Source organism: Micromonospora sp. NBC_00821 (assembly GCF_036347035.1).
GTDB classification, from domain to species: domain Bacteria; phylum Actinomycetota; class Actinomycetes; order Mycobacteriales; family Micromonosporaceae; genus Micromonospora; species Micromonospora hortensis.
Map to the genome: position 1 here is coordinate 5,689,890 of NZ_CP108880.1, position 24,086 is coordinate 5,713,975.

Annotated in this window: 25 protein-coding genes; 8 read left to right on the top strand and 17 right to left on the bottom strand. The window is 70.3% G+C overall.

Annotated elements, in window-relative coordinates:
* Nucleotides 1–2 precede the first annotated feature (2 nt).
* The 5 genes from OHB44_RS25800 to OHB44_RS25820 form a co-directional block, all read right to left on the bottom strand.
* Complete coding sequence (locus OHB44_RS25800) at nucleotides 3–536, bottom strand: DUF6817 domain-containing protein (protein ID WP_238687284.1); 534 nt, start codon at nucleotides 534–536, stop codon at nucleotides 3–5.
* Nucleotides 537–595: 59 nt separating this feature from the next.
* Nucleotides 596–1,294 carry an NADPH-dependent F420 reductase gene (gene npdG / locus OHB44_RS25805; RefSeq protein ID WP_238687283.1) on the bottom strand — a complete coding sequence of 233 codons (699 nt, stop codon included), beginning with the start codon at nucleotides 1,292–1,294 and terminating at the stop codon, nucleotides 596–598.
* Between the two features lie 114 nt (nucleotides 1,295–1,408).
* On the bottom strand, nucleotides 1,409–2,839 hold the full coding sequence (locus tag OHB44_RS25810) for an RNB domain-containing ribonuclease (RefSeq protein ID WP_238687282.1): 1,431 nt from the start codon (nucleotides 2,837–2,839) through the stop codon (nucleotides 1,409–1,411).
* An 80-nt stretch (nucleotides 2,840–2,919) separates the two neighbouring features.
* Entirely contained in the window at nucleotides 2,920–3,786 is an 867-nt protein-coding gene (locus tag OHB44_RS25815) for a histone (protein ID WP_330438489.1), read from the bottom strand.
* 83 nt (nucleotides 3,787–3,869) lie between these two features.
* A complete protein-coding gene (locus OHB44_RS25820; protein WP_238687280.1) occupies nucleotides 3,870–4,073 on the bottom strand; it encodes a hypothetical protein in 204 nt (67 codons plus the stop codon).
* 340 nt (nucleotides 4,074–4,413) lie between these two features.
* Here OHB44_RS25820 and OHB44_RS25825 point away from each other — a divergent pair, with 340 nt between their 5' ends.
* Nucleotides 4,414–5,514: a M48 family metallopeptidase gene (locus tag OHB44_RS25825; RefSeq protein ID WP_238687279.1), complete on the top strand. Its 1,101-nt coding sequence runs from the start codon at nucleotides 4,414–4,416 to the stop codon at nucleotides 5,512–5,514.
* A 59-nt stretch (nucleotides 5,515–5,573) separates the two neighbouring features.
* Entirely contained in the window at nucleotides 5,574–6,071 is a 498-nt protein-coding gene (locus OHB44_RS25830) for an NUDIX hydrolase (protein ID WP_330438490.1), read from the top strand.
* Nucleotides 6,072–6,074: 3 nt separating this feature from the next.
* Here OHB44_RS25830 and OHB44_RS25835 read toward each other — a convergent pair whose 3' ends face one another.
* From OHB44_RS25835 to OHB44_RS25850, 4 genes are read right to left on the bottom strand one after another with little or no spacing between them, the layout of a single operon-like run.
* The gene (locus OHB44_RS25835; protein ID WP_330438491.1) at nucleotides 6,075–7,031 is read right to left on the bottom strand and encodes a hypothetical protein; all 957 of its coding nucleotides are present in this window, start codon (nucleotides 7,029–7,031) and stop codon (nucleotides 6,075–6,077) included.
* 31 nt (nucleotides 7,032–7,062) lie between these two features.
* On the bottom strand, nucleotides 7,063–8,097 hold the full coding sequence (locus tag OHB44_RS25840; protein ID WP_330438492.1) for a hypothetical protein: 1,035 nt from the start codon (nucleotides 8,095–8,097) through the stop codon (nucleotides 7,063–7,065).
* Nucleotides 8,091–8,426, bottom strand: a complete 336-nt coding sequence (locus OHB44_RS25845; RefSeq protein WP_238687275.1) for a PadR family transcriptional regulator — start codon at nucleotides 8,424–8,426, stop codon at nucleotides 8,091–8,093. Before OHB44_RS25845 ends, OHB44_RS25840 begins: the two co-directional genes overlap by 7 nt.
* Before the next feature lie 20 nt (nucleotides 8,427–8,446).
* Nucleotides 8,447–9,319 (bottom strand): AraC family transcriptional regulator, encoded by an 873-nt coding sequence (locus OHB44_RS25850; protein ID WP_266304809.1) that lies wholly within the window; start codon nucleotides 9,317–9,319, stop codon nucleotides 8,447–8,449.
* Nucleotides 9,320–9,463: 144 nt separating this feature from the next.
* On the opposite strand from OHB44_RS25850, the gene OHB44_RS25855 reads away from it, so the two are divergent.
* Nucleotides 9,464–10,054 carry a GrpB family protein gene (locus OHB44_RS25855; protein WP_330438493.1) on the top strand — a complete coding sequence of 197 codons (591 nt, stop codon included), beginning with the start codon at nucleotides 9,464–9,466 and terminating at the stop codon, nucleotides 10,052–10,054.
* Between the two features lie 123 nt (nucleotides 10,055–10,177).
* On the opposite strand, the gene OHB44_RS25860 is transcribed toward OHB44_RS25855, so the two are convergent.
* Together OHB44_RS25860 and OHB44_RS25865 are read right to left on the bottom strand one after the other, a co-directional pair.
* On the bottom strand, nucleotides 10,178–11,077 hold the full coding sequence (locus OHB44_RS25860) for a hypothetical protein (RefSeq protein WP_330438494.1): 900 nt from the start codon (nucleotides 11,075–11,077) through the stop codon (nucleotides 10,178–10,180).
* Nucleotides 11,078–11,111: 34 nt separating this feature from the next.
* A complete protein-coding gene (locus OHB44_RS25865; protein WP_330438495.1) occupies nucleotides 11,112–11,684 on the bottom strand; it encodes a GNAT family N-acetyltransferase in 573 nt (190 codons plus the stop codon).
* Between the two features lie 68 nt (nucleotides 11,685–11,752).
* On the opposite strand from OHB44_RS25865, the gene OHB44_RS25870 reads away from it, so the two are divergent.
* Nucleotides 11,753–12,637 carry a transglutaminase domain-containing protein gene (locus OHB44_RS25870; protein WP_330438496.1) on the top strand — a complete coding sequence of 295 codons (885 nt, stop codon included), beginning with the start codon at nucleotides 11,753–11,755 and terminating at the stop codon, nucleotides 12,635–12,637.
* Here the strand turns inward: OHB44_RS25870 and OHB44_RS25875 are convergent.
* The 3 genes from OHB44_RS25875 to OHB44_RS25885 form a co-directional block, all read right to left on the bottom strand.
* Nucleotides 12,624–13,565: a redoxin family protein gene (locus tag OHB44_RS25875; RefSeq protein WP_266304804.1), complete on the bottom strand. Its 942-nt coding sequence runs from the start codon at nucleotides 13,563–13,565 to the stop codon at nucleotides 12,624–12,626. The genes OHB44_RS25870 and OHB44_RS25875 overlap by 14 nt on opposite strands.
* Entirely contained in the window at nucleotides 13,566–14,792 is a 1,227-nt protein-coding gene (locus OHB44_RS25880; RefSeq protein ID WP_330438497.1) for an epoxide hydrolase family protein, read from the bottom strand.
* Between the two features lie 155 nt (nucleotides 14,793–14,947).
* Complete coding sequence (locus OHB44_RS25885; RefSeq protein WP_330438498.1) at nucleotides 14,948–15,775, bottom strand: SDR family oxidoreductase; 828 nt, start codon at nucleotides 15,773–15,775, stop codon at nucleotides 14,948–14,950.
* 119 nt (nucleotides 15,776–15,894) lie between these two features.
* On the opposite strand from OHB44_RS25885, the gene OHB44_RS25890 reads away from it, so the two are divergent.
* Together OHB44_RS25890 and OHB44_RS25895 are read left to right on the top strand one after the other, a co-directional pair.
* Nucleotides 15,895–16,497, top strand: coding sequence for a TetR/AcrR family transcriptional regulator (locus tag OHB44_RS25890; protein WP_330438499.1), 603 nt, complete (start codon nucleotides 15,895–15,897; stop codon nucleotides 16,495–16,497).
* Nucleotides 16,498–16,552: 55 nt separating this feature from the next.
* Nucleotides 16,553–17,482 carry an expansin EXLX1 family cellulose-binding protein gene (locus OHB44_RS25895; RefSeq protein ID WP_330438500.1) on the top strand — a complete coding sequence of 310 codons (930 nt, stop codon included), beginning with the start codon at nucleotides 16,553–16,555 and terminating at the stop codon, nucleotides 17,480–17,482.
* A gap of 52 nt (nucleotides 17,483–17,534) precedes the next feature.
* On the opposite strand, the gene OHB44_RS25900 is transcribed toward OHB44_RS25895, so the two are convergent.
* The 3 genes from OHB44_RS25900 to OHB44_RS25910 form a co-directional block, all read right to left on the bottom strand.
* The gene (locus OHB44_RS25900) at nucleotides 17,535–18,953 is read right to left on the bottom strand and encodes a hypothetical protein (RefSeq protein WP_330438501.1); all 1,419 of its coding nucleotides are present in this window, start codon (nucleotides 18,951–18,953) and stop codon (nucleotides 17,535–17,537) included.
* Between the two features lie 78 nt (nucleotides 18,954–19,031).
* Complete coding sequence (locus OHB44_RS25905) at nucleotides 19,032–20,228, bottom strand: RNA polymerase sigma factor (RefSeq protein WP_238687263.1); 1,197 nt, start codon at nucleotides 20,226–20,228, stop codon at nucleotides 19,032–19,034.
* Entirely contained in the window at nucleotides 20,225–20,551 is a 327-nt protein-coding gene (locus tag OHB44_RS25910; RefSeq protein ID WP_442932712.1) for a YciI family protein, read from the bottom strand. Before OHB44_RS25910 ends, OHB44_RS25905 begins: the two co-directional genes overlap by 4 nt.
* A gap of 162 nt (nucleotides 20,552–20,713) precedes the next feature.
* Here OHB44_RS25910 and OHB44_RS25915 point away from each other — a divergent pair, with 162 nt between their 5' ends.
* Entirely contained in the window at nucleotides 20,714–21,085 is a 372-nt protein-coding gene (locus tag OHB44_RS25915; protein WP_238687261.1) for a hypothetical protein, read from the top strand.
* 192 nt (nucleotides 21,086–21,277) lie between these two features.
* On the top strand, nucleotides 21,278–24,073 hold the full coding sequence (locus OHB44_RS25920; RefSeq protein WP_330438502.1) for a TIM-barrel domain-containing protein: 2,796 nt from the start codon (nucleotides 21,278–21,280) through the stop codon (nucleotides 24,071–24,073).
* Nucleotides 24,074–24,086 lie beyond the last annotated feature (13 nt).

The window sequence follows — 24,086 nt, forward strand, 5'->3', positions numbered from 1 at the left end:
TGTCACGGCCGCAAGACCCGCTGCGCATCGCGGATGACCTGCTCGGAGGCCAGTGACGCCCAAGAGGCGAACAGGTTCCGGAAGTAGGCGCCGTACCGGTCCGCCACCGCGGAATCGTGCTCGATGACATCCAGTTCGTTGACGATGCTCAGGTCCATGAGTGACCGGAGGTGAGCCGCATCCGGCGTTCTCACCTGACCTACGAAGCGGTCGAAGACCTGGCCGGTCTGTGCCAGCTCCCGCCAGCTGCGGCCACGGTCGCAGGCGCCGTAGAGATAGACAAGCTCCTCGGCGTCGGCACCAACGAGATCCCGGAGCACCGCACGATCGGCCCGATCAAGTAGGGCGAGGTCGAACCCGTCGGTGCCATAGACGGCATGGGTCAGGCCCGCGGCCTGCACGTCACTGCCGCAGCCAAGCAGCGCGAGTCGTTCGCTGACTCGACACAGGTGGGCGTACAGGTTGCCCCCGGGGTGCGCGATCCGCTCAGCTCCTTGCCGGCGAAGCCAGACCCGCACACCGTCGTCGGTGCTCATGGCCCGACGGTATGTGTCGGCCGGCGGATTAGCCGGCCCCTGAGCGTGGGCACGTCTGTCTAGAGGTCGGTGACGCGGAGGCCGGCGTGCGCCTTGTAGCGCTTGTTGATGGCGATCAGGTTGGCGGTGAACGCCTCGATCTGGTGGGCGTTGCGCAACCGGCCGGCGTAGATGCCCCGCATGCCCGGGATCCGGGCGGCCAGCGCGCCAACGATGTCGACCAGCTCGCGGTCCTCGGTGCAGATCAGCACGTCCAGGTCGATCCGGTCGACCTCGGGGTCGGCCAGCAGCGGAGCGCTGACGTGGTTGAACGCGGCGCAGACCCGGGAGTCGGGCAGCAGCGCGGCGGCCTGCTGCACGGCGCTGCCCTCGGCGACGGTCAGCGCGTACGGGCCCTGCTTGTCGAAGCCGAGCGGGTTGACGCAGTCGACGACGATCCGGCCGGCGAGCGGCTCGGCGAGGGCGGCGACGGTGGCGGCGTGCCCGTCCCACGGCACCGCGATGATCACCACGTCGCTGCGTCGGGCCACCTCGTCGTTTGCCGCACCGGTGACGCTGCCGCCGGCCGGCACCCCGGGCAGGGCGGCGATCTCCGCCGCGGACTCGGCGGCCCGCTCAGCCGACCGGGACCCGATCAGCACTGTCTGGCCGGCCCGCGCGAAGCGGTAGGCGAGGCCCCGCCCCTGGTCGCCGGTGCCGCCGATGATGCCGACAGTCAGCCCGGACACGTCGGGCAGCGTGCTCGCGTCGTATGCCATGGCCTCATCCTCGCAAACCGCTCGTCCGGCAGCAGCGCCGAGCACTGTGAGAATCCCCGCTACCGCGAGCGACCGCACCCCCGGGCGAGGATTGGGCCAGCGACGGCGGCCCGGTCAGGCCAGCTCGAACAGGACGGTACGGGCCGCCGGGTCGGCGGTGACCAGACGGACCCGGACCCGTTCGCCGAGCGGCAGTTGGCCGAGGCAGCGGGCGCGTACCGGCGGGGCGTCCAGCGCGACGGTGCCGCCGGGCGGTCGGGGCCGGGACTTGCCGTTGGGCGGGGCGTCGACGTCGAGGACGGCCGCGTCGAAGGTCTCGCCCACCCGGTGCTCCAGCACCGCCGCCTCGGCCAACTCGACGGCACCACGAGCGGCCGCCGAGGCGACCCGGTCGGTGCTCGCCATCACCTCGGGCAGCCGGGGCAGCGCGGCGCGGGCCCAGTCGGGCACCGCCTGGCCGGCGTGCAGGGCCAGGCAGACCTCGGTGGCGTACCGGTCGGCCAGCCGCCGCAACGGCGCCGTCACGTGGGCGTACGCGGCCGCCACGCCACCATGTTCCGGCTGCTCCGGCAGCTCCCCGTCGAAGGATGTGTACGCGGCACCGCGCATCAGCTCGGCCGCCTGGTCGATGAACGCGGCGGCGCGTGGCTGGGCGGCGTCCAGACCGGCGATGACCTGTCCCGGGCCCACGTCGTCCGGCCAGTGCACGCCCAGCGGCGCGGCGGCGGCCCGGAGCCGCTGCACCGCCTCCGGCTTGGGCGCCGGCATCGTCCGTAGCAGACCCACCCGGCCGGCCAGCATGATGTCGGCGGCAGCCATCCCGGTCAGCAGGGAGATCTGCGCGTTGTGTTCTTCCATCGGCACCGGCGCGCGCAGCACCAGCCGCCAGCCCTCACCGTCGGGCTCCAGATCCTGCTCGGGCAGCGGCAGGTTGATGGCGCCCCGGCTCAGCCCTCGCGCGGTCAGTCGGTCGCCGATCTCCGGCAGCAGCGCGATCGGGTCGGGTAGCCGCCCGGCCTCGGCTGCCGCCTGCACTCCGCTGTAGTCGAGTTTGGCGCGGCTGCGGACCAGGGCGCGTTCCAGCTCGACGGCCACGGTGCCGCCGTCGGCGTCCAGGTCGATGGTCCAGACCACAGCTGCCCGGTCGTCGTCGGGCAGCAGACTCGCCGCACCCTCGCTGAGGGTGTGCGGGTGCAGCGGCACGTTGCCGTCGGGCAGGTAGATGGTCTGCCCCCGCCGCCAGGTCTCCGCCTCCAACGCCCCACCCGGTCTGACGTGCGCGGCGACGTCGGCGATCGCGTACCGCACCCGGTAGCCCCCGTCGGGGCGGCGGCTGAGGTGCATCGCCTGGTCCAGATCCCGCGAGGTGGCCGGGTCGAGAGTGACGAACGGTATGTCCGTGCGGTCGACGGGCGGCTGCGGCGGTGCCGCAGCCGCCTCGTCGGCTTCACGCTGGGCGTCGGCCGGAAACTCCTCGGGCAGGCCGAGCTCGCGGCGCAACGCGCCGAAGTCGATGCGGGGCGCGAGTACGCGTCGGATGACCACGGGTCAATCCTGACAGCGCCACGGGTGATCCGCTTCCGGTGACCGGCCGGAAATCCGACCGGTGAGGGGATGCTCCGCGCTCAGCCGGTCGCCTTGCGGGCGGCGCTGCGGGGCCCCCTGGGTGCGGTGGCTCGGGCGGCGACCGGGCTGGCCGGAGACTTGCGGGCTGTCACCTTGCGGGCCGGCGCCTTGGCCGCGACGGTCTTCTTCGCCGGGGCCTTCTTCGCCGCCGCCTTGCGGGCGGTGGTCGACGAGGTACCCGTCGCCTTCGCGGCCGGGGCCTTCTTGGCCGGAGCCTTGCGCGCGCCGCCGCTGGGGCGGGTCGACGCGGTCTTCTTCGCAGCGGCCGTCTTCTTCGTCGCTGTCTTCTTGGCGGCGGACGCCTTGGTCGCCACCTTCCGCGCCGGGGCCTTCGCCGCGCTGGTGGTCTTGCGCGCCGGGGCCTTCGCGGCGGTGGTGGTCTTGCGCGCCGAGGCCTTGGCGGCGGTGGTGGTCTTCTTCGCCGGGGCCTTGGCGGCGGTGGTGGTCTTTCTCGCCGCGCTGGCGGTGGTCTTCTTCGCCGCGCTCACCGTCTTCTTCGCGGCGGTGGTGGTCTTGCGCGCGGCGGTGGTGGTCTTGCGCGCGGTGGACGCCGGGGCCCGCTTGGCGGCGGTGGTCGTCTTGCGGGTGGTGGTCGAGGCCTTCGCGGGGGCCTTCTTGGCCGCGGCGGTGGTCCTGGTCGTGGCCTTCTTCGCGGGGGCCTTCGTGGCCGCCGTGGTGGTCTTCCTGGCCGGTGCGCGGCCCGCCCCGCCGGCGGCCTTGCGGGCCGGTGCCTTCGCGGCAGCCGCGGTGGACTTGCGCACGGGGGTGGTCCGGCTCGCCGCCGTGTTCCGCTCCGCCGCGGCGGTCTTCTTCGCGGTGGTGCGTCGGGCGGCCGGGCGCTTGGTGGCCTGCTGTGCTTCGGCCATCGTGGTTCCCTCCTCGGGGGACGTGCTCTCGCGTGCGTCCTCGCGGAGCACGAAATACCTCGGCGCGAGCCGTCCCGCGCCGCCTATCTGTCGTCCCCGGCCCAACGAGCGTCCTCGGCATCCCACGCCTCGTTCCGCTCCTGCACTCGTTGCAGGGCGTTCTCCGCGTCGGCCGCCGAGTCGTACGGGCCGAGAACGTGCTTCGCCGGACACACGTTGGTGTCCGTCTCGACCCGGTGATGCCGGGTGCACCAGTAGAACTGCCCACCACGTCCGCTGTCGCTCATGGGAATCACTGTGCACCGCGAACCGGCCGGCCGCCACCGGATCGCACAAGTCGCCGACGATCTCCACAGTAGATATGCATTGCGTTCGTCGGGGCGGAACGCGGAAATAGGGTCGGACGAACAGTCAGTTCCGGTGCGATCCAGGGCTGAGGCATGATCTGCGCTCGTGATCAATACGGTGACCGGCGCGGGGGCGTGCCCGGGGTGTGCGGCGACGACGGCATCGGTACGCGACGCGGTGCCCTGGTGTCCCAGCTGTGAATGGAATCTGGACGCCTATGACCAGGCACGTCGCCAACGTGAGTTCGGGTGGAGTTGGGTCGACCGGTGGACCTACCGAATGGCGTTCCGGGCGACCAGGCGGCAGTTCACCGAACTGGTTGGGCGACCGTTGGGCACCAACGGATCCGACGCCGCCCGGACGCTCACCGCAGCAGCCTCGTTGCTCCTGATCGCCGCGGTGCTCGCGCTCGCGGTCGTCGGTGGTTGGCTGATCGTGGCGTTCCCGTTTCCCAACCTGGCGATCGTGCCGGGTGTGGCGATGGTCGGTCTGGCGATCGCGTTGCGGCCCCGGTTCGGTCGCCTCGACCCGGAACTGGAGGTGCTCACCCGCGACCAGGCGCCGGAGTTGTTCGGCCTGATCGACGAGGTGGCCGCTGCGGTCGGGGCGCCTGCGCCGGACGTGGTGGGCGTGGACGACACCATCAACGCGTACGCGGGCACTGTCGGGTTGCGGCGGCGGAAGGTGCTCGGTCTCGGACTTCCGCTGTGGGGTTCGCTTCCCGCCGGTGGCCGGGTGGCGCTGCTCGGCCACGAACTCGGTCACTTCGTCAACGGTGACCCGCGCCGGGGCCTGTTCACCCAGCCCGCGTTCACCATGCTCGGCTCGGCCGCCGACCTGTTCCGGCCGGTGCGGACCAGCGTCGGGGCGGGGCTGGTGGAGATGCTGGGCGACGCGGTGGGCCGCGCGTTCCAGTGGGTGGTGTCGCGGGTGCTGTTCGTCGCGTACCTGCTGTTGGTGACTGTGGCACTGCGGGACAGCCAGCGCGCTGAGTACCTCGCCGACGAACTGGCCGCCCGGGTGGCCGGCACGACCGCCGCTACCGATTTCCTCGACACCCTGCTCGCCACCGAGTCGTTGGCGCTGGCGGTGCGTCGGGAGAGCCGGGCGGGGCATGGCCCGGACCGGTGGCGCTCGGCGCTGGCCGAGTCCCGTGCGGCCAGGACGGACCGGTTGCCGCTGCTGCGGCAGCTGTCGGTCCGCGACGAGGCGTCGCTGTTCGCCGCTCACCCACCGACCGGACTGCGTCGCCAGATGCTCGCCGGGCGCGGATGGCAGGATCCCTCGGTGGTGCTCACCGAAGCCCGGATGGAACGGATCGACGCCGAACTCGGCAAGGAGTACGACCGCTTCCGCCGTACCGTCAGCTGGTCGGGCTGACGCCGGACGCGCACCCGCGGGCGGCGTTGGGCAGAGCGGCAGCGGCCTATGATCGCCGAATGGCGACACCGGACTACATCGTGGGGCTGCGCAAGCACGTCGGCCATGACCTGCTCTGGCTGCCGAGCGTCAGCGCGGTGGTCCGCAACGACGCCGGTGAGCTGCTGCTCGGCCAGCGTGCCGACGACGGGCGCTGGTCGGTGGTCAGCGGTTTCGTCGAGCCGGGCGAGCAGCCGGCCACCGCGCTCGTCCGTGAGGTGCGCGAGGAGACGGGCCTGGAGGTGGCGCCGGTGCGGATGTCCAGCGCCGTGTCGCACCCGCACACGTACCCGAATGGCGACCGCTGCGAATACCTGAACCTGGGGTTCCTGTGCCGGTTGGTGGCCGGCACCGCCCGCGTCAACGACGACGAGTCGTTGGCCGTGCGGTGGTTCCCGCTGGACCGCCTGCCCGAGCTGGACAAGCACGCCCTGCTGGTCATCGCGTACGCGTTGCGCGAGAACAAGGTGGCCGGTTACCTGGAGCCGGGTACGACGTGGGACGACGTACCCGACTGAGGTTCACACCGGGGTCGGCGCGAGCGCGACCGTCTCGGCGGGCGCCGACCGGGCCGCCCGGATGGTGTACGCGAGCGCGTACGGCGTGCAGGCCAGGTAGAACATCGGCTCCAGCAACAACTGGTCGGTGATCAGGAAGATCTCCCACGACGTGGGGCGGGGCAGGCCGAAGTTCCAGTCGGTCCAGCAGACCAGGAGCCACAGCGGCGCGGAGATCCGGTCGACGCTGTCCGGTGTCATCGCGTCGGCCGGGACGGTGCCGGGCCCCGGAATGGTCTGGAGCACGAAGAGAATCACTGCCAGGTCGGCCGCGACGAGCGCGCCGACGAGGCCGACCAACCAGGCGACGCCAACCCGACCCCGGGCGGCGAGGTTCGCCGCAGCCCACAGGGCCAGCGTCAGGCCAGCCAACCAGAGCAGCAGACCGGGTACGAACCTGCCGAAGACACTGCCGTTGACGACGGACATGAGCCCGAGTGCGGCCACACCGACGGGGAGCACCACGCCGAGCGCGATGCGCAGCGGGCCCCGAAGTGCGGAGTGCCGGGCCGACCGTGACGTGTACCTCGCCAACAGCACCGCGAAGCCGACTGTCAGCGTCGACCAGAGCGGCAACTGCGCCGCTGTCGACCAGCTCACCCGTATCGACAGCACGTTGTGGACCTGACTCATGGCCAGCGCGCTGACGACCACGATCGTGGCGCAGGCGAGCGGGGCCAGTAGCAGGGCGGCGGCGGTACGGCGGGCCCGCCGATGCATCATGCTGCGGTCGACGAGCGGGGCGCCGGCCCGGCTGACGGCCAGGCTCATGGCGAAGCCGACCATCGTCGTCCAGCGACCGCTCTCGGCGAGGACGTGCAGCTCGGCGGCCCACTCGCGGCGCAGGTCGTCGCGGACATCGGTCGGCCAACGGCGCGCGGCCAACTCCAGCAACAGCTCGGCGATCCGGCGGGTCACCATGCCGGCGCTCCGATGGTCGCTCCCGTTTTCCTCACCCGTTCGCCGCTCGGGTGCCCCGGTGGGGCTTTCCGCTCGCCGTGTATGCCCAGCCCGTGGCGCTGCGCGTCTGGGCCAGAGCGACCGGCGCGTCGGGCGAGGACCGGGCCGCCCGGATGGTGTACGCGAGCGCGTACGGCGTGCAGGCCAGGTAGAGCATGGGCTCTATCAACACCCGGTTGGTGATCAGGAAGATCTCCCACTCGATCGGCCGGGGCAGGCCGAAGTTCCAGTCCGTCCAGCAGGCGAAGAGCCACAGCGGCGCGGAGATCGGGTCGACGCGCTCCCGTGCCTCGATCGTCGGCCCAGCGCCGAATCCGGCGGGGTACGCGTCGACGATGACGAGGATCACCGCGAGGTCCGCGGCGACGAGTGCGCCGAGGACGCCGACCCACCAGGCGGTGCGGACGCGACCCCGGGCGGCGAGGCTCGCCGCGGCCCAGAGCGTGAGCGTCAGGCCGGCCGACCAGAGCAGCAGACCGGGTACGGCGTCGGCCAGGCCCTCGGCGTTGACGACGTACCTGAAGTTGACGACGTACACGAACAGGATGACGGCCGCACCGACCGGGAGCACCACGCCGAGCGCGATACGCAGTGGGCCGTCAAGTGCGTTGTGCCGGGCCCAGCGGGCGGCGAACACGGCCAGCACGACCGCCAGCACGATGGTGAACGCCGCCCAGATCGGCCTCTGCGCCCGCTCCACCCAACTCGCCCGCACCAGCAACGAGTCGACGAAGAACAGCGCCAACACACCGAGGGCCACGATCCCGACGCAGGCGATCGGGGACAGCAGTAGAGCGGCGACGGTGTGGCCGATCCGACCGCGCATCAGGCGGCGGTCGACGATCGGGGCGCCGGCGCGACTGACGGCCAGGCTCACCGCGAAGCCCAGCATCCTCGTCCGGTGACCGCTTTCGGCGAGCACGTGCAGCTCGGCGGCCCACTCGCGGCGCAGGTCGTCGCGAACGCCGGCCGGCCAACGGCGCGCGGCCAACTCCAGCAGCAGCTCGGCGGCACGGCGGGTCACCACGCCGGCGCTCCGGTGGGCTCGGTGCCGCCCCACGGGCGACGGCCACCGTCGGGGATCGCGGCCCGCAGGTCGGCGAGCGCCTGCCGGGCCTGCGTCACCCCGACGGCGGTCAGTCGGTAGTAGCGGCGGGCCGGCCGCCCGGCCGCGACGGGATCGATCGCCTCCCAGTCGGCGGCCAGCCAGCCGGCCCCCTGCAACCGGTGCAGCACCGGGTAGAGGGTGCCGCTGGGCAGGCCGGTCAATCGCATCAGGTCGAGCCCGTAGCGCTGCTCGTCGGGCTCGGCGAGCAGCGCCGCGAGCACCTTCGCGACCGGAATGGTCATCCGCATGTGACCACTGTATCGGAACTCTACATAGGGGTGGGTACCCGTTCGACGGGAATCCACAGCTCGGCGTCCGCCTGGGTGCCGTCCGCCGACACCCGGACCCGGCTGATCTCCGGTCCAGGTCGGCTGCGGTACGGGTTGGACGGAAACCACTGGGTGAACACGTCACGCCACAGGTACTGCACCGCCTGCGGAAACGCGCCGGAGGTGGTGAACACCGCCCACGACCCGGCCTGCACCGGCAGCGCGTCCAGGTCCTCCGGCGGCTCGGCGGCGGTCACCACCCCGTGCCAGTAGTCCAGCTCGGTGCCCTCCTGGCGGCTGTCGGCGAGGTTGTCGCTGACGTTGACGATCCCCTTCGGCTCCTGATCGGAGAGCGCCTCGATCCGTTCGGTCGTCTCCTTGTCGATGCTCCGGATGAACGCGACGATCGCCGGGTTCATCCCCTCGTGCACCAACGGGACCCGGGCCTTGCGCCCCACCAGTGCGAACGCGTCCTTGTCGACGATCCGGTACTCCATGCTGCCACTCCCTTCGACTGTGAGTCGGAAGGACATCCGGGGCTGGGCGCGCAACGCTGCGCCCGTACGCCGGGCTTCTCCGGGCCCCACGCCGTGCACGGCGTGGAACGCCCTGGCGAACGCCTCCGCCGAGCCGTAGCCGTAGTGCACAGCGACGTCGAGCAACGTCCGCTCCCCCGCCAGCACGTCCGCACCGGCGACGGTGAGCCGACGCCGCCGGATGTACTCCGACAGCGGCATTCCGGCCAGTGCGGAGAACAGCCGCCGGAAGTGGTACTCCGACGTCAGCGCGATCCGCGCCAGCTCGGCCACCTCGATCTTCTGGTCGAGGTGACGCTCGATGTACGCCATGGCCTCGTTGAGCCGATCCAGCACCCGGGCCTCCTTCCCTTTCGAGCACCGACGTTAGGTCGCGGGGTCGGTCGCCCACCCGACATCCGATGCCCGCATCGGTCGGGTACGGCGGCACCGATAGCCCGTGTCGTAGCCTGGCGGACTTTGCTTCCCAAGGAGGTTGACGTGGCCGAGTATCCGCAGGACGTCGTGCAGCGCTTCCACGGCACCCCCGACCAGGTCGACGCCGGCCTGGTGGGCGAGCCGCCGCGGACGTGGGAGTCCGTCGTCATCGAGGAGTACGACACGTCCTGGGCGCAGCGGTTCATCGCCGTCCGGTCGTCGCTCACCGGGGCGCTGGGTGGGCTGATCATCGCTGTGGAACACGTCGGGTCGACGGCGGTACCGGGGCTCGCCGCCAAGCCCGTCATCGATGTCGACCTCGTCATCGAGGACACCGCCCAGGAGGACGCCTATCTCCCCGCCCTGGAACGGCTCGGGTACCGGCTCGTCCTCCGGGAACCCTGGTGGCACGGGCACCGGATGCTTCTCAGCCCCGCCGAGGACGTCAACCTGCACGTCTGGCCGCAGGGTGCGCCGGAGCCGATCCGGCACCGGCTCTTCCGCGACTGGCTGCGCGCGCATCCGCACGACCGGGAGCGGTACGCCGCGACCAAGCGCCGCCTCGCACGGGACACCGCGCACCGGCCCCGCGACTACAGCCTCGCGAAGAACGACGTCATCGACGAGATCTACGCGCGAATCTTCGCCGCCTGATGACCTCACGTCGGCGGCGGTCCCGCGTAGATCTTGGACAGTTTCCGTTATCAGTTAACGGAAACTGTCCAAGATTGGGCCGTGGGCCGGGGACGCGAGCATGCCAGTGACCACCGGGGTTCGTCAGGAACAGTCGAAGCGGTACTCGAACGGCCTGGTGGGGCAGGCGGTGCAGACGAAGAGGTAGATCCCGCCGACGTCGCCCAGCATGAGCCCGGTGGGGTTCTGGATCGTCGACCACGGATGATCGTCGGTGGTGGCCGTCTCCCAACCGGACATCGCCGGACGATCCTCTACCGGAATCCACCGCTTTTCGTCACCGCGGCTGAACTCCCAGCTCGCGACCGTCAGCAGATGGTCCATGAGCGAGCCGCACCCGCAGACCGGCCAGTCCGGAGACTGGGTCCAGCCGGGGTAACCACCGACCTTGATCCCCGAGGCGACCGCCAGATCGCTTTCGTACTCCCAACCGGTCTCCTGCGCCACCCGCTTCATCGTGTCCTCGATCTGCGGCCAGACGGCACGCGGGAGGTCCCAGGATGGGTACTCGGTGACCCGCTCCGGGTCGAGCACGCACGGGTTGGGGACGTGCGCTGGATCTGACTCCACATCCGGTACGGGCATGTCGTGAAGCCGGGCGCCGATCTCGGCGCGGCGACGCCACCGCAGTGAAGGGCGAGGTGACGTCCACGGGTCGTGGTCGAATGGGCACCACAACACCTGTAGGACGTCCGTGCCGGCCGGGAACGGCACTTCGGGCACGTCCTCGGCCAGCAACTGCGCCACCGGCACCAGCGGTGCCGCCGGCTCACCCGGATAGTCGAGGTAATGGTCGCCCGGCTCCGGCCCGTCGCACATCGGCCAGGCTTCGTCGGCCGGCCACAGTAGCGGGCCGCCTACCGAACTCTGCTCCGCTGTCGGCGAACCCGGACGGGGATGCAACCGGACGGTCGTCCGCGCCAACGGCGCAACCGCCGGAAAGATCTGTGGCACGTCGATGGGGCTGGAGGGGGTGGTGTGCACGCCGCCGATCGTAGGAGGCGCGCGATCAGCGTGTTCAGCGCGGCGGCTGCTGCATGATCCAGGTGGGCACGGGCTCCGGCAGGAAGCCCGCCACCTCCCAGCCGGCCCGGCGGTACAGCTCGACGTTGCCCGGGTTGCTGGTCTCCAGGATCGCCGGCAGGCCCTCGGCGGCGGCACGGGCCAGGCCGGCCCGCATGACGGCACGGCCCCAACCGCGTCCGGCGCTGTCGGGGTGGGTGCCCAGGACGCCGAGGTACCAGAACGGGAACGTCGGCAGGGCGGCGTGCACGGCGTCGTCGTAGCCCTGGACGCGGGCCAGCACGTCAGCGGGGTAGTGAGCGGCGAGCCGGCCCGCCGGTGACCCGGTCAGCGACCCCGCCGGTGGCTCCCAGATGGCGACCGACGCACCCCCGCCGAGCGTCCAGATCGACGACTGGTGCACCCGCTTGTCGAAGAGGTGCCCGAAGAAGGTGGCGGCGTACCGCGGATAGGTCTCCTCGTCGGGGAAGAGGCACCGCAGGATCGGATCCTTGACGAACGCGGCGACCAGGGTACTAACCACCGCATCGCGGTCCGCCGGGGTGGCGATGGTGATCTCGGGCGTCATCACAGCAGTCGACACTATCCGAAAAGGTGCCTTGACCCTGACACGGTGGCGGACCGGAGACTGCCCCCATGGACCTCGATTTCTACCGTGGACACTCCCCCTACAGCGACCCCGGTCGGCACGGCGGGCTCCTCGACGCCGTGGCGTCCGACGTCCCCACAGTGGCGGCGACCGCCCGCAACGTGATCGTCCACTACCGGGCCGGCGGCGTCGAGCTGCCCGTCGACCGGCTGGACGAGGTGAACCGCCGCTGGGTGGACCGCATCCTCGACACCGACCAGTCCCGCTTTCCCCTACCGCTCCCCGCTGCGCGCCCGGCCGTGGACCGGGTGGCCGGCTGCTGCCGAGACCACACACTGCTATCGGTCGCGATCCTCCGCCAGCACGGCATTCCCAGCCGCAGCCGGGTCGGCTTCGCCTCCTACTTCACCCCCGGCTGGCACCACGATCACGTGCTGCTGGAGTACTGGAACGGCGAACGCTGGGTCTGGGCCGACCCGGAGCTCGACCCGGCCGACGACCGGCGGTTCGACGGCTACGACATCGACCCGACGGCGGGGCTCTTCGACTCGGCAGCGCGGGTGTGGTCGGCGTACCGGGCCGGGACGATCGATCCGAACGTCTACGGCGTGGCCCCCGACGTGCCCGTCCACGGCGCCTGGTTCATCTACACCTACGTCCTGCACGAGCTGGCCCACCGGCAGAAGGACGAGCTGCTGCTGTGGGACAGCTTCGGCGCGATGACCGACGACCTCGCCAACGCCGACCTCACGCTCGCCGACGAGATCGCCGCCCTGCTGCTCGAAGCCGACGACGGCGACGAGGCCGCGGAGAAGGCGCTCGCCGACCGGTACGCGACCGACAGCCGTTTGCGTCCCGGCGCTCAGGTACGCAGCTTCTCACCGGTCTCCGGCACGGTGCGCACTGTCGATCTGCGCGTCAGCCGAAGGTGAAGGCGTACGCCTCGGCGCCGGGCTGGTCGAACGTGATCTCCAGGGTTCGCTCCCGGACCGCGCCGTCCTGGCGGACGAGCTGGTAGAGCCGGCCGTCCTGGAGCACGCCGTTGCCGGCCTCGTCGATGTCGACTCCGTGTGCCGGGCCGGGGGCGTCACCGTCGAGCAGCACGCGGAACGGGATCGACGCTCCCGCCCCGGGGGCCAGCACGAGATGCGCGTCGCGGGCGTGGAACCGGAAGGCGATGCCGCCACCGGCCCGGTCCAGCACGACGTTCTCCGACCTGATCGTCCACTCCCCCGCCAACGCCCACTGGTTGAGGCCGAGGCTCTGCGGCACCTGGTAGGCGCGGCGTTCGTCGAGCGCGGGGTCGTTGGGCGACGCGAAGTGTTCGCCGCGACCGAAACCGAGGTACGTCTCGGGTGTGCGCAGGTTGGCCCAGTCGGCCTCCGCCTCCGGGCCGAGCCCCTTGACGGGTACGGGTTCCCGCTCGATGCCGAGCAGTTGCTGGAGCACCCGCTCGGACTGCTCGTAGCGTCCCTCGCCGAAGTGCTCGTCGCGGATGACGCCGTCGGTGTCGACGAAGTAGAGCGCCGGCCAGTAGTGGTTGTCGAACGCACTCCAGATCGCGTAGTCGTTGTCGACCGCCACCGGGTAGTCGATCGATCGGGCCGCCACCGCCCGCCGCACCCAGTCGACGTCGTGCTCGAACGCGAACTCCGGGGTGTGCACACCGATGACGACCAGCCCGTCATCGCGGTAGGCCTGCGACCAGGCACGCACGTACGGCTCCTGGCGCAGCCAGTTGATGCAGGTCAGCGTCCAGAAGTTGACCAGGACGACGCGCCCACCCAGGTCGGCGGGGCCGAGTGGCTCGGCGTTGAGCCACTCGGCCGCCCCGTTGAGCGGGGGCACGTGCACGGCCATCTAGCGCAGTGACCGGAAGGCGGTGCGAAGCTCCTCGGAGAAGATCTTCGGCTGTTCCCAGGCCGCGAAGTGCCCGCCCACGTCGAGCTTGTTGTAGTAGATGAGGTTGGAGTACGCCTGCTCGGCCCAGCTCCGCGGCGCCTCGTACAGCTCGTCGGGGAAGACGCTCACGGCGACCGGGACGTTGACGCCCTTGGCGGCGAAGAACGACAGCTTGTTCTCCGCGTACAGACGGGACGCGGAGACCGCGGTGTTCGTCAACCAGTAGAGCGAGATGTTGTCCAGGATGTCGTCGCGGGTGAGGCCCGCCTTGGCCCCGTCGAACACCTGCGCGATAAGGGCCAGACTCTTCGCGTCGTGGTCGAGCAGGAAGGACGCCAGACCGACCGGAGAATCCGCCAGCCCGGTCAGCGTCTGCGGACGTGTCGCCATCATGAGGGCGTAGGCGACGTGCTTCCAGACGTAGTTGGCTTCCTCGGCGGCACGCATTTCGTCGTCGGAGAGCCCGGATGGCAGCGAGCCCATGGCGTTGTTCGCGCCGGTGGTGTCGCCCTGGAACAGCAGGTCGATCTCCGGTGGGATCGCACCGGGCATGTTGGTGTGGATGCCGAGCAGTTCCGGAGGCGCCTGGATGCCCATCTGGTCGACGATGACCGCACCCCAGTCTCCGCCCTGCGCGACGAACCGGTTGTAGCCGAGCCGCTTCATCAGCTCGGTCCAGGCGGTTGCGATCTTCTGCGGATTCCACCCCGGCTCGGTCGGTTTGCCGGAGAAGCCGTGGCCGGGCAGCGACGGGATCACCAGGTGGAAGGCGTCCGACGCGCTCCCGCCGTGCGCCGTCGGGTCGGTGAGCGGCTCGATGATCTTCATCTGCTCGATGATCGACCCGGGCCATCCGTGGGTGACGATGAGCGGCAGCGCGTCCTCGTGCTTCGAGCGCACGTGGATGAAGTGGATGTCGACGCCGTCGATGGTGGTCATGAACTGCGGCACAGAGTTCATTCGTGCCTCGACCTTGCGCCAGTCGTACTCCTTCTCCCAATAGCGGGCGACGGCCTGAATGGTCGCGAGTGGCACGCCCTGCGACTGGTCGTCCACCGTTTCCTTGTCCGGCCAGCGGGCGGCCTTGATGCGCCTCTTGAGGTCATCGAGGTCGGCCTGAGGAATGTCGACCGAGAACGGCCGAATCTCCGTGGTGCCGGGACGAGTCTTGGTTTTGACAGCCATGCGTGTTTCCTCTCCGTCTAGGTGTGCGCCTCGCGAGGAGAAATCATGGGTGAAAGGCTCTGCCCGGACTTATGTGCCAACGATGGGCACGCCGCCGCCATATCTCGGAGCCTAGAACGCCGTACCGGTTGCTCGTGGCGATACGAGCAGCCCTCTCATTCGGGGGCCACGACGGCGTGTTCGGCGGCGCGACTGACCTGCTCCCAGCTCGCCCAGGTGTCCATCCGTCGGCGGGCGATGTCGAACGCCAGGTCGTACACCATGCTGCCGAGCAGGAGCCGCAGCGGCGGCTCGTCGCTGTCGACCAGTTGCAGGAGCGCCTCGGCGGCGAGCCGCGGTTCGCTGTCGATCGAGCCTTCCGCCCACTGGCGCTCCAGCTCGGCACGCAGTGGCGCGTAGGCGTCCATCGGGGTGGTGGCGCGCAGGTTGGTGTAGAGGTCGGTCCAGTATCCGCCCGGCTGCACGATGCTGAGCTTGATGCCGAAGGTTGCCGCCTCCATCGCCAGCGCCTCGCTCATGCCCTCCAGGGCGAACTTGCTCGCGCTGTAGAGGCCGGTGCTGGGGAAGCCGCCGAGCGCGGCGATGCTGGAGACCTGCACGATGTGGCCGGACCGTTGGGCGCGCAGGTGCGGCAGCACTGCCTGACTGACCCAGAGCGCGCCGAAGAGGTTGACCTCGAACTGGGCGCGCGCCTCGGCCTCGGTGAACTCTTCGATCATGCCCATGGACAGGGTTCCGGCGTTGTTGACGACGATGTCGAGCCGGCCGAAGTGCGCGACGGCGGTGTTCACGGCGGCGATGACCGCCGCGCGGTCGGTCACGTCGAGGGTCAGGGTCAGTAGCCGGTCGGCGTACTTCTCGTCGAAGTCGGCCTGGGCGATGGTCCGGGCGGCGGCGACCACCCGGTCACCCCGGTCGAGTGCGGCGTCGGCGAAGGCGCGGCCCAGGCCGCGGCTGGCACCGGTGATGAACCAGGTACGCATGTGTTCTCCCAGCGTTTCAAGACGAGACGGTCCGTCTCGCGATGGACCGAGACTAGGCCCGTGACGTCGCCGCCGTCAAGACGAGACGGTTCGTCTCGTCCGCTGGTATCGTTCCGTCCATGACGCCCAACACGGCCCGGCGGAGAGAGACCTCCCGACGCGCCATCCTCACCGCGGCCTTCGACCTGCTCCAGGAAACGGGGTACGCGAAGCTCAGCATCGAGGGCATCGCCGCGCGGGCCGGCGTCGGCAAACAGACCATCTACCGCTGGTGGCCGTCGAAGGGCGCTGTCATCTTCGACGCCTTCCTCATGCTCAGCGAGGCCACCGAGGGTGGGCCGCCGGCGCTGCCGGACACCGGCGACCTGGCGGCGGACCTGACAGTGGTGCTGCGCGCGACGGTCGAGGAGATGAACGACCCCCGGTACGAGCAACCGATGCGCGCGCTGGCCACCGAGATCGCACTCGACCCCGAGCTGGCCGCGGCGTACGCCGAACGGTTGGACGGGCCGTTGAAGCAGGCCAAGCGGCAGCGCCTGCGCAGCGCCCAGCAGGCCGGTCAGATCGCCGACGACGTCGACCTCGGCGTGGCGGTGGACATGATCTGGGGGCCGGTGCTCAACCGCTGGTTGCACCGCAGCGGGCCGCTCACCGCCGAGTACGCCGATCTCGTCGTCGCCACCGCCCTCAACGGACTGCGCCCCCGCCGATCCGGCGAGTGACGATCGGTGGGACGGCTTTGCGCTGCCACAGCACGGTGCGGCAACATCAGGCGCCGTGACGGCACCAGGCACGGCTCCCGACAACGACATCCCGGCGGCCGACGACGGCACGCCTCGGTCGAGTCGGCGGGTCAGACACTGGTTGGCCGGTGCCGGGGTCACCGCCCTGGCCGCCGTCCTGGGCATCACCCTCGCGGTCCGTGATGGCGCCACCCCGGCCTGTGCCGCGCCGCCGTCGGGCAACGCCATCCACAAGGGAACCGCCAGCTTCTACGACGCGGGCCGCTCGGGCGGCAACTGTTCCTTCCCGGGTCCGCCGGCGGACCGCCTCTACGTGGCCCTCGGCGCATCCCAGTACTCCGGATCGGCGGCCTGCGGCAGCTACCTGGAGGTGAGCGGCCCGAAGGGCAAGGTCCGGGTCATGGTGATGGACCAGTGCGGCGGCTGCGGACCCAGCAAGATCGACCTGTCCACCGAGGCGTTCACCAGGATCGCGGACCGGTCGCAGGGCATCGCACGCGTGACGTACCGGGCGGTGGTGAACCCGCCGCTCGACGGAGGGCTCACCTTCCGGATGAAGGGCGGCGCCTCGAAGTACTGGTTCGCGGTGCAGGTCGGCAATCACGGCAACCCGCTCCGCTCGGTCGAGGCGAAGGGACCGGGCGGCGGCTTCCGCAAGGCCGCCCGGCAGAGCGACAACCACTGGACCATCGAGGGCGGGATCGGCCCCGGGCCGTACAGCATCAGGGTCACCGACGTGTACGGACGCCAGGCGACCGCCACCGGCATCCGCATGGTCACCAAGCAGGTGCAACGCAGCACTGCCACCCTCGCCAGCGCCTCCCCCACGCCCAGCAACTCGCCCTCGGCCCCGCCGAGCCCCACCGTCGCGCCCGCACCGACGCCGGCGGAGTCGGTCGCGCCGACGGCGACAGTCGAGGCGCTCGCGGGTGCTGCCGCTCCACTCGACCGCCCCCGCTGCTGACCGAGCCGTGGCGGCACGATCGCCAGCCTTGCCGCGCGACGGGAAACCCGCCTCAGCGGAACACGCGCGCGACAAGCATCAGTAGCGCCCTGAGCAGCACCACTACGCGGTACACCGCGTAGACGATCCACACGACGAACATGCCGATGGCGCTGACGATCAGGGCGGGCCCCACGACTGTCGTTTCCTCGACCACCCAGCCGCCCGCGATCATCACTGTGACCACGACGCCGAGCAGCACGACAGCGCGTCCCACCCCCTTCGACGCCTGCCACAGGGCTGTCGCGTGCACGCGGGCCGGCTGGGCTCCCTCTGATGGCCTGGCGGGCAAGGCGACGGATGTCGGTGCCTGCGACGCCAGTTCGTCGAGTTGCCGACCTGCGGCGCGGTCCCGTTCGTCGGCGGAGTCACGCAGGACCGCCTCCACGGCACGCAGGTCGTCCCGATCGCGAAGCAGTCCGGTACGCGGATCAGCGAGGAGCAGCACGGGAACGGGAGGTTCCTCGTCTGCCGAGCGGGCCAGCACCCACGCTTCGCCGAAGCCCTTGAGCTGCCCCGGTTGCCGCACCGTGACGATCCCGGACACCAGGCTGATCCGGGGCGACTCCGGACCAGCACCGATGACGAGGTCGGTGCCGTCGATCCTCGCTTCGTCGTCGAGCAGGTCCCGGCAACTCTCGGTGAAGTGCCGAACGACAGTGGTGACGATGCCGACCACCACCAGGGACACGACCAACACGATGCCGCCGAGCAGCTCGTTGTGCTGTGTCGCCACGATGGTGAGCGACAGCAACGGGACGAGGACGAGCAGGTACCAGCCGACGAACAGCAGGGCCCTGCGCCGGTCCAGCCACCGCTTGAGCCGGGCACGGTCGGTCTGGTCCGGAAAGTGCCGCAGGGGAACACCGCTGATCGGCGGGATCGGTGGCCGGAACAGGGGGTGGAAGCGCTCACCCGCCAGCAGCGCCAGGTCCCGCGTGAACTGGTCCTCCTTGTAGGCCACCTCACCGAGTTCGAACAGTTCGACGGCCGCCTGGCCGTCCACCGGGCTCTTCTCGGTCAGCGGGACGCCCAGGCTCACCCCGGCCGCAGGCACCAGGAGCAGACGTGGACCCCGCAGCATGCGTCGGACGGCGGTCGCGGGCGCGTCGGCGGTGCCGGGCGCGTCGGCGGTCGCGGGCGCGTCGGCGAGCACGACCGCGGCAACCTCGTCCCACAGCAGATGGCGGTTGAGCTTCGGAATCCGCACCGACAAGCCGTGCGAGTCGACATCGACGCGAAACGGCACCACCGCGTCGCGCACCAGCCGGCCACCTGTCGCCAGGCCGAGCGCCACAGCCGCCGCGCTCAAGAACAGGCCGACCCAGGCGATGTCCATTAATCCGTACGCGATACCGACAGCTCCGGCGAGCAGCAGCATCCCGAACACCAGGGGGACGAGACGGTCGAAGTACGGTCGCCGTACCTTCACCAGCTCATCGTCCAGCACGAGGTCAAGCCGGCGTCGCGACAAACGATGTGAACCGGCACGGGGCGACGGCATACCAGTTCAGGCCCAGTTGAGGCGGTGGCGCAGGAGGGACCGTTCGGCAGGGTTGGTGGCGAGGGCGAGGGCGCGTTCGTCGGCCGTCCGGGCCCGGGCGGTGGCGCCTAGGTCGCGGAGCAGCTCGGCTCGGGTGGCGTGGAACAGGTGGTAGTCGTCCAGTTCCCTGGCCAGGGCATCGACTTCGGCGAGCGCGACTGATGCTCCGCTGACGTAGCGCAGCGCGATTGCCCGGTGGAGCCGGGTGACCGGTGACGGTGCCAGGCGCAGCAGCAGGTCGTAGAGCACTGTGATCTGGGTCCAGTCGGTCTCCTCCCAGCTGGTGGCCTCGGCGTGGCAGGCGACGATGGCGGCTTGCAGCTGGTACGGGCCTGGCCTTTTCTGCGTAGCTGCTTGGGCGATCAGCCGGCCGGCGGCGGCGATGGCGCGCAGGTTCCAGAGAGATCGGTCTTGGTGCTGGAGCTGGATGATCTCATCGTGCCGGTCGAAGCGGGCGCTGGTTCGGGCTCGGTGCAGCCGGATAAGCGCTAGCAAACCGGCGACCTCCGGTTCGGTGGGCATGAGCTGATGCAGCAGAGCGGCGAGGAACTCGGCGTCGTCGGTCAGGTCGCGAGCTTGGGCCTGGTCACCGCCCGTGGACAGGTAGCCCTCGTTGAAGAGCAGGTAGATGACTGCAAGGACCTCGGTGAGCCGCGAGCCGAGATCGTCGGCCGACGGGATCCGGTACGGGATGGCCGCGTCGCTGATTTTCCGTTTGGCTCGGGTGATGCGCTGCCCGACGGTGCTCTCCGGGACGAGGAACGCTCGGGCGATCTGCGCGGTGGTCAGACCGCAGACCACCCGCAAGGTGAGGGCGACCTGGGCGGCCCGGGGCAGAGCCGGATGGCAGCAGGTGAAGATCAGCCGAAGCCGGTCGTCCGCTGGCGGCTCGACCGGCCACGCCACCAACGCCATCTTCCGGCGGTGGCGCTGCTCGCGGCGGAGCTGATCCAGACCGCGGCGACGGGCCACGGTGTACATCCACGCAGCTGGCCGGTCAGGAATCCCTTCGACCGGCCAGTGGGTCAGCGCAGCCTCGATGGCGTCCTGAACGAGGTCCTCGGCGGCGCTGAAGTCACCGACCAGATGCACCAGGGACGCGGCGAGCTGGCCCGCGTGATCGCGGACCACGCGGGCCAGCTCAGCGTACGTCGGTTGGCTCATCCGGCGATGGGGCGAATCTCCACCACGGGGCAGGCTGGCCAGGACTTGGCGACCCGCAATGCCTCGTCAAGGTTGGCCACCTCGATCTCGGCGTAGCCGCTGACGATCTCCTTGCCTTCCACGAACGGACCATCGGAAACCAGCGGCTCGCCCCGGTCCAGCCGCAGAGTGGTGGCGGTGTCCGGCGGCATCAGGTAGGCATGATGAGTGATCTTGTCATGGTGGTCGGCGAACCACTGCTGCACGCGGGCGTAGGCCCGGTTCCGCTCGGGCTCATCCATGGCGGCCAGGTCGGCGGCGAACTGCGGCGTGTCGACGAACATCAGCACGTACTTCATCGTTCCTCCAACGGCGGTCAACGGGACGAGGCGGGTATGCGCCTCCACCAACCAGACGACCAGCGAGGGTCCCAATCCGACAACCAGCCGAACTTGTTTCCGGGTACGTGTCAACACGGTCAGCGACGCCCCTCGTACCATCCGACGATGATTTCGGAGACCTTCGATGCGCGCGGCGGGCTCACCTACGTTGACCGCCTCGACGTCACCCGAGGCAACCCCCTCAGGGCCGTTCGACGGATGGCCTGGCCGACAGTGACGCTGCATGCCGACGACAGGAGGCTGACCTTCACGTCGCGTTCCGGATCGGACACCCTGGAGCAGTTCAACGTGGCGGCGCTGGCGCACCATCCGTTCTACCGACGGTTCCCGCTGCCGGCGACCGCCGTCTCCTTCGACGTCGAGGGACGCGACCAGATCCTGCTCTTCTGGACTCCCCGCGCGGGCGCGGTCCTGCGTGCACTCGACAGGCTGGGCTGGGACGCCGAACAGCCCGAGCCCTGGAACCCGTACGTCTGAGCCGGTGGTCGTGCGGTAGCCCACGGCCCTGGCGACCCGCCTTCGTCACCGTGCGGAGCGACGCCTGTCGGACGAGTACGGACTGTGACGAAAGAGAGAAGGGACACCCTCCGAGGCCCGTTGACATGCGTTTCGAGCGAGTGACAGCGTTGTCATCGACTCATTTCCTCCATTTGAGACGAGGAGCGCATCTTGCTCTATCGGAACTCACCCCGCCGCAGCGCGACAGCAGCCGCCGCCGTCGGCATTCTCATCACGGGGCTGGCGCTCGCTCCGTCCGCGCCGGCCCAGGCGAGCCGCCACCGGGCGCAAGACGGAGCCGTACGGTCGGGTGGCACACGCTTCGAGGTGCTGTCCCCGACCCTGATCCGCACCGAGTACCAGAAGGACGGCAGGTTCACCGACGCCGCCACGTTCAACGCCATCGGGCGCGACGATTTCCCCCGCACGCGTTTCACGAAGCACGTCGACAACGGCTGGCTCACCATCGACACGGGCGCGATGACGGTGCGTTACCGGGTCGGCTCGGGCGCGTTCACCGCCGACAACCTCACCGTGCAGCTCAAGACCGGCAAGCAGGTAGTGCAGGGCCAACCCTGGGCCGGCCACACCGCCCCGACCTGCGCGTTCGGCGCGCTCTGCGAGGCCGAATCGCTGCAGTTGAACGGCCCCGGCGTGGCCACCGACCACCAGGGATTCACCGGACGCGGCTTCGCGGCCGGTTTCGCCTCGTCCGGCGACTCGGTCACGTTCGCGCTGGACGCTCCCGAGGGCGGCACGAAGCAGCTCGCCGTCCGCTACGCCAACAGCACCGGCGGCGACGGCCAGAACGTGGACCGCACCCTGACTGTCCAGGTCGACGGCGACGCCGGCCACACGCTGACGCTGCCGCCCACCGCGAACTGGGACACCTGGGGCCTGGCCACCGTGCCGGTCGACCTCACCAAGGGCCGGCACGAGATCAGCGTCGTGCGGGGTTCCAACGACTCCGGCAACGTGAACGTCGACAGCCTCGCGGTGGTGAACCCGGGTGATTCGTTCCCGGCGCCGACCCCGCCCCAGCCGCAGCCCCTGCGGTTCGGCACGTTGGGAGAGGCCGAGACCGGCGCGCGGACCGGCGGCGCGAGGCCCGCGAACGACCACAACGGCGCATCCGGTACGGGATTCCTGGCCGGCCTGGAAAGCACCACGTCCGCCGACACGCTCACAGTGACTGATGTGCCGGCCGCCGGTGACTACCAGGTGCAGATCCGCTACGCCAACGGCCAGGCCGGCGCCCAGCCGAGCCAGACGCGCACCATGTCGGTCACCGCGGGAACCGCGGCGCCGGTCACGGCGACCCTTCCGCCGACCAGCGGGTGGGACTACTGGAACACCGTTTCCGTCCCGGTCCACCTCGACAAGGGCACCAACACCGTGACGCTGGGCTGCCCCACGGACGCCAGTTGCAACGTCAACGTGGACACGGTCGCCGTCACGGGCAAGGATTCTCCACTGCTCGCCCCGCACGCGCCGCTCGGCGGCTACCGCCGGGGCCTGGACGGCGTGACCGGTTCCGCTCTGACCGCTCCGGGCCTGCTCTACCAGGACGGCTGGTACCTGCTCGACGACTCGGCTTCGGCCCTGAGCACCACCAAGCCCCGGCCCGCCGCCGAACAGGACGGCTACGTCTTCGCGTACGGGCAGGACTTCACCCGTGCTCTGCAGGACCTGTCGACCCTGACCGGGCCCACGAAACTGCTGCCGAAGTGGGCGTACGGGGTGTGGTACTCCGAGTACTACGACCGCACCGCCGCCGAGTTCCAGAACCTGGTGACCCGGGCCAAGGCCGAGGGTGTCCCGCTGGACGTGCTCGTCCTCGACACCGACGTCAAGGCGCCGGACAAGTGGAACGGCTGGAGCATCGACCCCACCCGCATCCCCGACCCGAAGGCGTTCTTCGACTGGGCCAGGAAGCAGGGCCTGCACACCGGCATCAACATCCACCCGAGCATCCTCGGCTCGGACCCGAAGTTCGCGCAGGCGCAGGCCACCGCGAAGGGCAAGCTCCAACGCGTCGGCTGCAACGGCGGCCCCGACTGCTACGCGTTCGACTTCGGCGACCCGGACCAGCTCAAGGCCTACATGCAGCTGCACGACGGGATGATCCCGAAGGGCACCAAGGGCCCGGACCTGTGGTGGCTGGACTGGTGCTGCGACAACACGAAGTCCTCGCTCGCCGGGGTGACCGGTGACGCCTGGATCAACAAGCAGTACGCCGACAAGACCGGCTTCGCCTTCTCCCGGGCGTACGGCTCGTTGCAGGCCGGCGGCTACAGCAGCCCGACCCCGGTGTCGACCGGCCCGTGGGCCGACAAGCGCACCACGCTGCACTTCACCGGCGACACCACCTCCGACTGGTCCACCCTGCAGATGGAGGTCGGCTACACGCCGGGCGAGTCGGCAGCGACCGGGCTGGCCGCGGTCAGCCACGACATCGGCGGGCACACCGGCGGCCTCCAGGAGCCGGGCAGCGAACCGGGCAGCACCAAGCTGCCCGACGACCTCTACGCCCGGTGGGTGCAGTTCGGCACGTTCCAGCCGATCGACCGGCTGCACTCCAACCACAGCGACCGGCTGCCCTGGCAGTACGGCCCGGCGGCGAACGCGTCAGCCAAGAAGTTCCTGAACCTGCGGGAAAAGCTGCTGCCGTACACCTACGCCGCCGCCAAGGAGGCCACCCGCACGGGTACGCCGATCGTCCGCTCGATGTACCTGGCGTACCCGAGGGAGCAGGCCGCCTACGCCACCGCCGGTTCCCAGTACCTCTACGGCCCGGACTACCTGGTGGCACCGGTGACGACGCCCGGCACCACCGCCACGACGTCGGTGTGGTTCCCGCCGGGCAACAGCTGGACCGACATCTTCACCGGGAAGACGTACCGGGGCGGCACCACGCAGAACATCACCACCACGCTGGACACCATGCCGGTGTTCAAGAAGCACTGACGTTCCAGGGTTC